The organism is Paraburkholderia guartelaensis (assembly GCF_004353905.1).
GTDB lineage: Bacteria > Pseudomonadota > Gammaproteobacteria > Burkholderiales > Burkholderiaceae > Paraburkholderia > Paraburkholderia guartelaensis.
Window position 1 is genome coordinate 220,384 of record NZ_SMOD01000014.1, and the last position, 11,232, is coordinate 231,615.

Consider the following 11,232-nt stretch of genomic DNA (forward strand, 5'->3'; position numbering starts at 1 on the left):
GCGCTTGCGTACGGGATTTGCGTGTATGCGCCTGACCTGCTCATTCGCCGATCAGATGCAACACGATGTCGCGTGTGTGCGCCGCGCGCCGATGTTCGAACACATAGATGCCCTGCCACGTGCCCAGCACGGGATTGCCGTGCTCGACCGGAATGGCGAGGTGCGTGTGCGTGAGCGCCGTGCGCAAATGCGCGGGCATGTCGTCGGGGCCTTCGGTGTCGTGCTCGTAGCGCTGCGGATCTTCGGGCGCGAGCTGCTCGAAGTAGCGTTCGAGATCGCGGCGTACCGATGGGTCGGCGTTTTCCTGAATGACGAGCGACGCTGAAGTGTGGCGGCAAAAGAGGGTGAGCAAGCCGGTGGCGATGCGCTGTTCGCGCACGAACGCGCGCACCTCATGGCTGATTTCGACGAGCCCGCGCTTGCGCGTGCTCACCGGCAGATGATGGATGGCCTGGCGCATGATCGGTCTCCTTGCTGGCGGCGGCGCGTGGCTGCTGAGCCGTCGCGGCGATTTCAGCCTTCAAGCATAGCGCAGGCGCGGCGGGCGCGCAGACCGCCCCCGCGGCCGGCGCACGATGCTGGTACGATGTCGGCCTTGCCGGGTTCTGCCCCGGCTGACCGCATACGAAGGAGAAAACCGCTTGAACCTCACCCGCTTCGCGAAAGCTCGCCACGCCACCAAGGCGTTCGATCCCGCCCGCAAGATTCCCGCCGCCGTCATCGACGAACTCAAGGAGCTGATCCGCTTCAGCCCCTCGTCGGTGAATTCGCAGCCGTGGCATTTCGTGGTGGCCGAAAGCGACGCTGCGCGTGCCCGCATCGCCAGGGGTATGGAAGGTTTCGCGTACAACGAGCCGAAGGTCACGCGCGCCTCGCACGTGGTGGTGCTGTGCGTGCGCACCGACATGGACGAAGCGCACCTCGCCGAAGTGATCGCGCAGGAAGAAGCGGACGGCCGCTTCGCCAATGCCGAGGCCAAGGCGGGTCAGGAAAAGACGCGCGCGTTCTATGTGAACCTGCATCGCGAGCGCAACGACCTGCCGGCGTGGCTGGAGAAACAGGCGTATCTCGCGCTCGGCACGCTGCTGATCGGCGCGTCGACGCTCGAAATCGACGCCTGCCCGATGGAAGGCTTCGACGCACAGGCGCTCGACGAGGAGCTGGGCCTGCGCGAGCAGGGCCTCACCGCGCTCGTGGTGGTCGGTCTCGGCTACCGCAGCGCCGACGACTTCAACGCGAAGCTGCCGAAGTCGCGTTTGTCCGCAGCTTCGGTATTCACCGATCTCGGTTGATTCGCGCAGGTTTTCGCCGCGCTCGCAGCAAGCGCGGCGATTGACGCGGCCCGAAGCGACGCGGGAGCCGCATCAGGAGCAAGGGTCCATGCAGGGCATCAAACGCCGGATCGTGTACGTCACGCTGTTCGAAGGCATCGCGATCCTGATTACCAGCACGAGCTTCGCCTCGCTCTCGGGCAGCGGCATGAACCGCGCGGGCGCGGCGGCGGTGCTTTCATCGCTGATCGCGGTGGGCTGGAACTTCGTCTACAACCTGCTGTTCGAGCGCTGGGAAGCGCGCCAGACGAAACGCGGCCGCAGTGTCGCGCGCCGTATTGCGCATGCGGTCGGCTTCGAGGGCGGGCTCGTGGTGCTCCTCGTGCCGATGATCGCGCTCACGCTGCAAGTGACGTTGATGGAGGCGTTCGCGATGGATATCGGCCTCTCGGTGTTCTTTCTCGTCTACAACTACGTCTACAACCTGATATTCGATGCCGTGTTCGGCCTGCCGGCCTCCGCCATGCCGGTGACGACGGCTTCGGAACGGGAGCCGCGCGCGTAGCGCAGCTTCTCCCGGTCAGGGGCTCGCGGCGGCGCCTTGCGTCCTGCTCGCTTCCACGTTTGCCGGACCGCTTGCGCTCGCGCCCGCCGCCGCGGCGTCGGAAGCCGGCGTCACCGCACGCGCCGGATCCTGCGCATCGTGCAGTTGCCCGGACCAGCCGCCGCCCAGGTCGCCGATCAGCGAAGCCGTATCGAGCAGCCGCTGCTGATGCACGTTGAGCGCGCTCTGCTGATTGGTCACCTGCGTGGCCAGCGCCGTGGCCACCGTCGTGTAGTCCACCGTGCCTGCCTCGTATTCGTTTTGCGCGATCTGCGCACCGCGGATGGCGTCGCGCACGGCGCCGTCGAGCACGTCGGCCTGCTGCGCGAGGATGCGCAGTCCCGAGAGATCGTTCTCCACCCCCTGGAACGCCGTCAGCACCGTACCGCGATAGTTCGCCACCGCCGCGTCGTAGCTCGCCCGCGCGGCTGCCACCTGGCCGCTGCGCTGGCCGCCGTCGAAGATCGTCTGGGTCGCGCTCGCGCCGAGCGACCACACATAGTTGCTCATGTGCAGCAAGCCCGAAAGCGGCGACTGCGTGAAGCCGTCGAGCGCGGTGAGCGAGATCGTCGGATAGTACGCGGCCACCGCCACGCCGATCGACGCATTGGCCGACGCCATCTGGCGTTCGGCGGTCGCAATGTCGGGCCGCCGCTGCAGCAGCGTGGAGGGCACGCCCGCGGGAATAGTGGGCAGCGCGGGAAGCTGCGTACTGTGCGGGATATCGACCTCTTCGGGGTTGCGGCCCACGAGCACCGCGATGGCGTGCTCGTATTGCGCGCGCGCCACGCCCAGGGCGATCAGGCTCGCACGCGCGGATTCTAGCTGCGTGCGCGCGGAAATCAGGTCGGAAGGCGGCACGGTGCCCGCCTGGTCCTGGTTGGCCACCACGCGCAGAAAGTCCGAGTACGCCTGGACGGTATGCGTGAGCAGGTCGATATCGGCATCGGTGATGCGTAGATCGATCACGGCGTTCGCCAGCGCGATTTGTTCGGAGAGCGTAGCGTTCGCCAGCGTCGCCTCGCTCGCCTGGGCCGTGGCCGACTGTTCCTCGATCTGGCGGCGCACCTGGCCCCAGAGGTCGATGTCCCAGCTCGCGTTCGCTTCGAGCGTGCCGCCGTTGACGATACGCGCGCCGCTCGGCGTGGACGTGATGCTGCTCACGCTGCTGAGCGTGCCCGTGGAGGAGCGCTCGCGCGCGAGCGAGCCGGTGATGCCGATGGTCGGGAAGAGGCTCGCACGCGCGACGCGCACTTCGGCGAGCGCTTGCTGGTAGTTCGCGTAGCTCTGCCGCACGGTCTGGTTCGATACCTGGACGAGCGGTTCCAGTTCATCGAGCAGCGGGTCCTGGAAGGCGGTCCACCATTCGCCCTTGGGGCCCTGGGCAGCTTCGGGCTCGGCCTGGGTCCAGCCGGGCAGTTCTTTCCACGTGGCGGGCACGGTGACCTGCGGCCGGTGGTAGTCCGGCCCGACCATGCAGCCCGCGAGCAGCAGCGCGGCGGTGAGGGGCGCAAGCGGCAACGCGCGCGTGGCAGCGCTTGCGGCGGCGGAGATCAGCATTCGCATGAGCGATGGATTAAGGCGTGTGTTCATCATGATGCGCTCTCATCGGCCTGGCGATTCCACGGCAGGCGCGCGGCCCAGCGCGCGAGGCGGGCGCGCAGGCGGTCGAGGAACAGGTAAATCACCGGCGTGGTGTACAGGGTAAAGACCTGGCTCAGGAGCAGGCCGCCCATCACCGTCACGCCGAGCGGCTGGCGCAGCGAAGCGCCCTGGCCAATGCCGATGGCGAGCGGCAGCGCGCCGAGCACGGCCGCGAAGGTCGTCATCATGATCGGGCGCAGGCGCACCACGGCGGCTTCGTGAATCGCGCGGCGCGCCTCCATGCCTTCGTTGCGCTGCAACTGGATGGCGACGTCGACCATCATGATGCCGTTCTTCTTCACGATACCAATGAGCAGGATAATGCCGATCATCGCGATCACCGAGAACGGCGTGCCGAAGATCAGCATGGCGAGAATCGCGCCAATGCCGGCGGAAGGCAGCGTGGAGAGGATCGTGAGCGGGTGGATGGTGTTTTCGTACAGCACGCCCAGCACGATATAGACCACGGCGAGCGCGGCGAGAATGAGCAGCGGCACGACGCCCATCGATTGCGCGTAGGCCTGCGCCGCGCCCGCGAACGCGCCGTGGATGGAGGCGGGCATGCCGATGTCGCGCTCGGCCTGCTCGATGATCTTGCCGGCCTCGGAAAGCGAGCCGCCCTTGGGCAGATTGAACGAAATCGTGCCCGCCACTTCCGTGCCCTGGTGATTGACCTGCGTGGCCGTATGGCGCGTTTTCCAGTCCATGAGCGCCATGAGCGGCACCATGGTTTCGGCGGCAGTGCTGTCCGCGCTGCCGCTGGAGCTGCCGCCCTTGCTGTTCGCGATCGCGTTGTTCTGCTGGTTGGCCACAGCGTTGGCGTTGCGCTCGTTGGTGTTGCCGTTCGCCGTGGTGGCCGTGGTCACGGCCGTGAAGGGCGTGACGCCCGAGATGACGCTCGACGGCATCTGCGTTTGCGCGGCGCCGCTGGCGTTGCCCGCCGCCGTGCTCAGCCAGATATCCTGGAACGACTGCGGAAACTGCCAGTATTGCGGCGCCACTTCCATCACGACGAAGTACTGGTTGATCGCGTTGTAGATGGTCGAAACGGTGCGCTGGCCGAAGGCGTCGTAGAGCACGTTGTCCACCTGGTTCGGGTCGAACCCGTAGCGCTTGGCGGTCGTGCGCTGCACCGTCATGTAGGCCTCCAGACCGTTTTGCTGCAGGTCCGAGTTCACATCCGACATCTGGCCGCGGTGCTTGTTCAGCTCGTCCACGAGGCGCGGCACCCAGGTGAAGAGGGCGTCCGCGTCGTCGCTCGTGAGCGTGTACTGATACTCGGCCGCCGACTGCCGCCCGCCGATCTGCAGGTCCTGCTGGGCCTGCATGAAAAGCCGTGCGCCCGAAACGGCATTGAGCTTGGGACGCAGGCGGTTCACGACCTCGGTGGCCGAAAGGCGGCGCTCGGAAATCGGCTTCAGTTCGACGAACACGGTGGCCGTGTTGAGCGCGCGGCCGCCCGTGAAGCCCGCCACCGATTGCACGGCCGGATCGGCCTTCACGATGGCCTGCAACTGCGCGAGCTTCTTCTCCATCGCCGTGAACGAAATGCTCTGGTCCGCGATGATCTGCCCGATCAGAATGCCGGTGTCCTGCTCGGGGAAGAACGTGCCGGAAAGCAGCCGCGCAAGAAACACGTTGCCGACCAGCAGCGCGAACAGGATGAAGATCGTGAGCCGCGCATGATTGAGCGCGACGTCGAGCGTGCGCGAGTAGAACTGCTTGAAGCGCTCGAACTGCGCGTCGATCCACACGGCCGCGCGCGAGGGCTTGCGATGCAGCGCCTCGCGCTTGAGTACATAGGCGCACATCGTGGGCGTGACGGTGAGCGAGATCACGAGCGAGATGAGGATCGCGATGGAGAGCGTCATCGCGAACTCGTGAAAGAGCAGGCCCACGATGCCGGGCATGAGCAGAATCGGCAGGAACACGGCGATGAGCGAAAGGCTCATCGACAGCACCGTGAAGCCCACTTCGCCCGCGCCTTTGAGCGCCGCTTCCTTCGGCTCCATGCCGGCCTCGATGTGGCGCACGATGTTCTCGAGCACCACCACGGCGTCGTCCACCACGAAGCCCGTGCCGATGGTGAGCGCCATGAGCGAGAGATTGTCGATGCTGTAGCCGAGCAGGTACATGGGCCCGAACGTGCCCACGATGGAAAGCGGCAGCGCCACGGCGGGGATGAGCGTGGCGCGCGGCGAGAGCAGGAACACAAACACCACGCCGATCACGAGCAGCACGGCGATGAAGAGGGTGCGCTCGGTGTCGGCCACGGAGGCGCGCACGGATTCGGAGCGGTCGATCGCCACGTCCACCTTGATCGTGGCGGGCAGCGCGGCCTCGATGGAGGGCAGGCGAGCGCGGATCTGCTGCACCGTCTTCACGACGTTGCTGCCGGGCATCGGATAGACGATCACGAGCACGGACGACTTGCCGTTGTAGAGGCCCGCGTTGCGGATGTTTTCGTTGGAGTCGATGACGGAAGCCACGTCTCGCAGCAACACGGGCGAGCCGTTGCGGTAGGCGATCACGACGTCGCGAAACGGCGCGGCCTTGCTGATCTGGTCGTTCGAGAGCACCGTGTAGCGCTGGTTGCCCTGGTCGATATGGCCTTTCGCGCTGTTCGCGTTGGCCGCGCCGATCGACGCGCGCACGTCTTCGAGGCCGATGCCGTAGCTGTTGAGTTTGCCCGGCTCCAGCTCCACGCGCACCGAGGGCAGCGCGCCGCCGCCCAGCGTGATCTGGCCCACGCCGTCCACCTGCGAGAGCTGCTGCTGGATGACCGAATCGGCGGAATCGTAGAGCTGGGCCTTGGTGAGCGTTTCCGAGGTGAGCGCGAGCACCATGATCGGCGCGCTCGCGGGGTTGTACTGGCGGTAGGTCGGGTTGCTGCGCAGCGTGGTGGGCAGATCGGCGCGCGCGGCCTGGATAGCGGCTTCCACGTCGCGCGCCGCGCCGTTGATGTCGCGGTTCAGGCCGAACACCACCACGATGAGTGACGAGCCCGTATTGCTGATCGAAGTGAGCTGGCTGACATCGGCGATGGTGCCGAGCCGGCGCTCCAGCGGCTCGGCCACGGTGGACGCCATGATGTCCGGGCTCGCGCCCGCCATATTGGCCTGCACCACGATCACCGGGTAGGCGATGTTGGGCAGCGGCGCGACCGGCAGCCGAAGAAAGGCGAGCGTCCCCGAAATGAGGATCGCGATCGCGAGGAGTGATGTCGCGACCGGCCTCCGGATGAAGAGCGCCGAGAGGTTCACGGCGTACCCTCGGGCGCGGGTGGCGCGCCGTTGCCGGAACTGCCGTCCGCGTCGCCGTCTGCGTGGCTTTCAGGCTTGCGCTTGCGGCCGAAGCGTTCGGCCAGCCGGTCGAAGAACAGATAGATCACGGGCGTCGTGAAGAGCGTGAGCATCTGCGAAAGCGTGAGGCCGCCGATGATCGCAAGACCCAGCGGGCGGCGCAGTTCAGAGCCCGTGCCGCTGCCGAGCAGCATGGGCAGCGCGCCGAGCATGGCCGCGAGCGTGGTCATGAGAATCGGCCGGAAACGCAGCAGCGACGCTTCGAAAATCGCCTCGCGCGGCGGCTTGCCGTGCACGCGCTCGGCTTCGAGCGCGAAGTCCACCATCATGATGGCGTTCTTCTTGACGATGCCGATCAGCAGCACGATGCCGATGATGCCGATCACGTCCAGGTCCTTGCCCGCGATCATCAGCGCAAGCAGCGCGCCAATGCCGGCCGAAGGCAGCGTCGAAAGAATCGTGACCGGGTGCACGTAGCTCTCGTACAGCACGCCCAGCACGATATACACGGCCACGAGTGCCGCGATCAGCAGATACACCTCGCTGGCAAGCGAATCTTCGAACGCCTGCGCCGCGCCCTGGAACGACGACGTGATCGAGGGCGGCAGGTTGACGGCGGCCTCGGCCTTGCGCACGTCGCGCACGGCGGCGGACAGCGACGCGCCATCGGCGAGATTGAACGAGATCGTGACCGAAGGGAACTGCGCAAGGTGGCTGATCATGAGCGGCGAGCGCGTGATGCTGATCTTCGCAATGCCCTTGAGCGGTACCTGGCCTTCGCTGCTCGTCTGGCTCGGCAGATACAGGTCGCCGAGCGATTCGACCGTGGGCAGCGCCTCGGGCTTCGCCACCAGAATCACGCGGTACTGGTCCGACTGCTGGAAGATGGTCGAAACGATGCGCTGGCCCAGCGCGTCGTAGAGCGCGTTGTCGATGGTCGCCGCCGTGATGCCGTAGCGCGCCGCGAGCTGGCGGTTCACTTCGACGTTCACGGAAAGGCCATCCGTGTTCAGATCGCTCGTCACGTCGCGGATCGACGGGATCTGCTTCATGCGCGCGATGAGCGAGGGCACGTACTGGTCGAACGCGTCCTGGCTCGGCCCGCGCAACACGAAGTTGTACTGGTTGCGCGAGACCGTGGTGTCGAGCGTGAGGTCCTGCTCCGGCTGAATGTAGAGGCGCACGCCCGCCACCTTCGCGACCGACTGCTGAATGCGCCGCCCGATTTCGTCGGCGGTTTCGGAGCGGTCGTCGTGCGGCTTCAGGTTGATGAGGAAGCGCCCGTTGTTGAGCGTGTTGTTGATACCGTCGATGCCCACGTACGAGGTGAGCGAAACGACATCGGGGTCCTTGAGAATTTCCTCGGCCAGCGCCGACTGGCGCCGCACCATCGCCTGGTAGGAGATGGAATTGTCGGCCACGCTGATGCCTTGCAGCACGCCCACGTCCTGCACCGGGAACAGACCCTTCGGAATCACGACATACAGCAGCCCCGTGAGCACCACCGTCACCACGAACACGACGAGCGTGAGCGTCTGGTGGTCGAGCACCCAGCGCAGGCCGCGCTCGTAGGCGTTGAGCGTCTTGTTGAACAGCCCTTCGCTGATGCGCTCGAAGCGGCTCGGGTGGCGCTCGGCCTGGGCGCGCAGGATGCGCGCGCACATCATCGGCACGACGGTGAGCGAGACCACGGCCGACAGCACGATGGTCACCGCGAGCGTGACGGCGAATTCGCTGAAGAGGCGTCCGATTACGCCGCCCATGAAGAGCAGCGGAATCAGCACGGCGATGAGCGAGATCGTCAGCGAAAGAATCGTGAAACCGATCTGGCCAGCGCCTTTTAACGCCGCCTGCAAGGGTTTGTCGCCTTCCTCGAGGTAACGCACGATGTTTTCGATCATCACGATCGAGTCGTCCACCACGAAGCCCGTGGCGATGATGAGCGCCATGAGCGAGAGGTTGTCGATCGAGTAGCCCAGCTCGTACATGATCGCGAGCGTGCCGATCAGCGAGACCGGCACCGAGATGCTCGGAATGATGGTGGCGGGCAGATTGCGCAGGAACACGAAGATCACGGCCACCACGAGCGCCACGGCGAGCACGAGTTCGAAGGCCGCGTCGCTCACCGAAGCGCGGATCACGCCCACGCTGTTCGACACCACCGTGACCTGCATGCCCGCGGGCAGCGCCGCTTCGAGCTGCGGCAACTGCTGCATGATCTGGTTGACGGTGGCGATTACGTTCGCACCCGGCTGGCGCTGCACGTTCAGCACGATGGCAGGCGCCTTGTTGTACCAGGCGCCGCGCTCCACGTCCTGCGCGGCCGTGGACACGCGAGCCACGTCGCGCATGAAGACGGGCGAGCCGTTCTGATAGGCGATGACGGTGTCTTCGTAGTCCTTCGGGTCCGAGATCTGGTCGTTCGAATTGATCGTGTAGTTCAGTTCGGGGCCGTCGAAATTGCCCTTCGGGTTGCTCACGTTCACGTTGGCGAGCAGCGTGCGCAGGTCGTCGAGATTCAGGCCGTAGGCGGCGAGCTTATGCGGGTCGGCCTCCACGCGCACGGCGGGCACGTTGCCGCCCGCGGTGGTCACGAGGCCCACGCCCGGCACTTCGGAAATCTTCGTGGCGAGACGGTTGTTGGCCGCGTCCTGCAACTGCGTGAGCGACATCGACTTCGACGTGACCGCGAGCGTGAGGATCGGCTGGTCGGCCGGATTCACCTTGGCGTAGGTCGGCGGCGCAGGCAGGCCGCTCGGCAGGAAGCTGTTGGCCGCGTTGATGGCCTGCTGCACGTTCTGCTCGGCCACGTCGAGGCTCAGCGAGAGGTCGAACTGCAGCGTGATGACCGAGGCGCCCTCGGAGCTGTACGAGATCATCTGCTGCAGGCCCGGGATTTCGCCGAGCTGCACTTCGAGCGGCGCCGTGACCGTGGTCGCCATCACGTTCGGGCTCGCGCCCGGATAGAAGGTCTGCACCTGGATGGTGGGATAGTCCACCGCGGGCAGCGAGGAAACCGGCAGGAACTTCATCGCGACGAGGCCGATCAGCACCATCGCGATCATCAGGAGCGAAGTCGCGACCGGCCGCAGGATGAAGAGACGCGAAATATTCATCGGCGCTGGGTCCGGGGCTCAACCCGCTTGCGAGGCCGCGGCGCTCGCGTCGGAGGCGTTCGGCGCCGTGGCGCCGGGTTCGCTGGCCGCGCCCGGGGCGCTGCCATGGTGCGGTGCACTCGCCGCGCCTGCGTGCGTGGCGGGCCTCGGCCCCGCCGGCTGGATCTTCGCGCCGTCGTTGAGGCGGTCGAGGCCGTCGGTCACGACATGCTGACCCTGCTGCAAGCCCGCCGAGATCACCGTGTAGCGGCCATCGCTCGGGCCGAGCGTGACCTTGTGGACCGACACGGTGTTGTCGGCGTTCACGAGGTACACGTAGTCGCCCGGCGCGCCGGTCTGCACGGCGGGCGTCGGCACGAGCACGGCGTTCTGCAGCGTGTCGACGAGCAGCCTCACGTTGACGAACTCGTTCGGAAAGAGCGCCTCGTTGTCGTTGGGCACGCTCGCGCGCAGCGTGACCGTACCGGTGGCCGTGGCCATCTGGTTGCTGAGCGCGAAGAGCGTGCCGGTGGCGATCTGGCGCGTGTTGTCGCTGCTGAAGACGGTGATCGGCAGTTGCGCGCCGGCGTTGACGCGATCGAGCACGCTGCCGAGCGAGGTTTGCGGGATGGCGAACTGCACGGTGGTGGGCTTGATCGTCGTGATGACGGCAATGCCCGTGGAGCTGGACGACGTCACGTAGTTGCCCGGATCGACGAGCCGCAGGCCCACGCGTCCCGACACCGGCGCCGTGATGCGGCAATAGATCAGATCGAGCTCGAACAGCCTGACGTTCGCCTTGTCGGCCTGCACGGCGGCTTCATACTGCTTGACGAGGAACTGCTGGTCGCTATAGGTCTGCGCCGCGATCGACTGCTTTGCGTTCAACTGCGTATAACGCGCGAGGTCGGCGCGCGCCTGCGCCAGCAGGGCCTGGTCCTTGGCGAGCTGCGCAAGCGCCTGCTCCTTGCTGATCTCGTACTGGCGCGGGTCGATCTGGGCGAGGAACTGCCCCTTCACGACGTCCTGGCCTTCCTTGTAGCCCACTTCGGTGAGGTAGCCGCTGATTTGCGGCAGAACCGTGACAGTCGCGACAGGCGTGACGGTGCCGAGCGCATTGAGCGTCACGGGCATGGGCCCGAGCGTGGCGGCGGCCACGGTCACGACCTGCGGCGCCGCGCCATGCTCCGTCTTCTTGTTGCGCATGATGTGCACGATCACGAGCACGATCAGCAGGATCACGACGATGGCGAGAATGAGCGGGCCGAGCCGGCGGCGCTTCGGTGCCTGCGGGGGAGGGGCGGGCGGCGGTGGCG

7 protein-coding genes are annotated in these 11,232 nt (G+C 66.3%); 2 read left to right on the plus strand and 5 right to left on the minus strand.

Annotated elements, in window-relative coordinates; translation table 11 throughout:
- Positions 1 to 40 precede the first annotated feature (40 nt).
- Positions 41 to 460, minus strand: coding sequence for a secondary thiamine-phosphate synthase enzyme YjbQ (locus E1N52_RS20330; protein ID WP_133184521.1), 420 nt, complete (start codon positions 458 to 460; stop codon positions 41 to 43).
- 181 nt (positions 461 to 641) lie between these two features.
- Between E1N52_RS20330 and nfsB the strand changes: the two genes are divergently transcribed.
- Positions 642 to 1,292: an oxygen-insensitive NAD(P)H nitroreductase gene (gene nfsB / locus E1N52_RS20335; RefSeq protein WP_133184522.1), complete on the plus strand. Its 651-nt coding sequence runs from the start codon at positions 642 to 644 to the stop codon at positions 1,290 to 1,292.
- An 88-nt stretch (positions 1,293 to 1,380) separates the two neighbouring features.
- On the plus strand, positions 1,381 to 1,836 hold the full coding sequence (locus E1N52_RS20340) for a PACE efflux transporter (protein WP_133184523.1): 456 nt from the start codon (positions 1,381 to 1,383) through the stop codon (positions 1,834 to 1,836).
- A gap of 15 nt (positions 1,837 to 1,851) precedes the next feature.
- On the opposite strand, the gene E1N52_RS20345 is transcribed toward E1N52_RS20340, so the two are convergent.
- From E1N52_RS20345 to E1N52_RS20360, 4 genes are all read right to left on the minus strand, one after another.
- Entirely contained in the window at positions 1,852 to 3,435 is a 1,584-nt protein-coding gene (locus E1N52_RS20345; protein WP_205965639.1) for an efflux transporter outer membrane subunit, read from the minus strand.
- 32 nt (positions 3,436 to 3,467) lie between these two features.
- Complete coding sequence (locus E1N52_RS20350; RefSeq protein ID WP_133184524.1) at positions 3,468 to 6,782, minus strand: efflux RND transporter permease subunit; 3,315 nt, start codon at positions 6,780 to 6,782, stop codon at positions 3,468 to 3,470.
- Complete coding sequence (locus E1N52_RS20355; protein ID WP_133184525.1) at positions 6,779 to 9,937, minus strand: efflux RND transporter permease subunit; 3,159 nt, start codon at positions 9,935 to 9,937, stop codon at positions 6,779 to 6,781. Before E1N52_RS20355 ends, E1N52_RS20350 begins: the two co-directional genes overlap by 4 nt.
- An 18-nt stretch (positions 9,938 to 9,955) precedes the next feature.
- On the minus strand, positions 9,956 to 11,232 hold a 1,277-nt coding region (locus E1N52_RS20360), incomplete at its 5' end, for an efflux RND transporter periplasmic adaptor subunit (protein ID WP_342777877.1).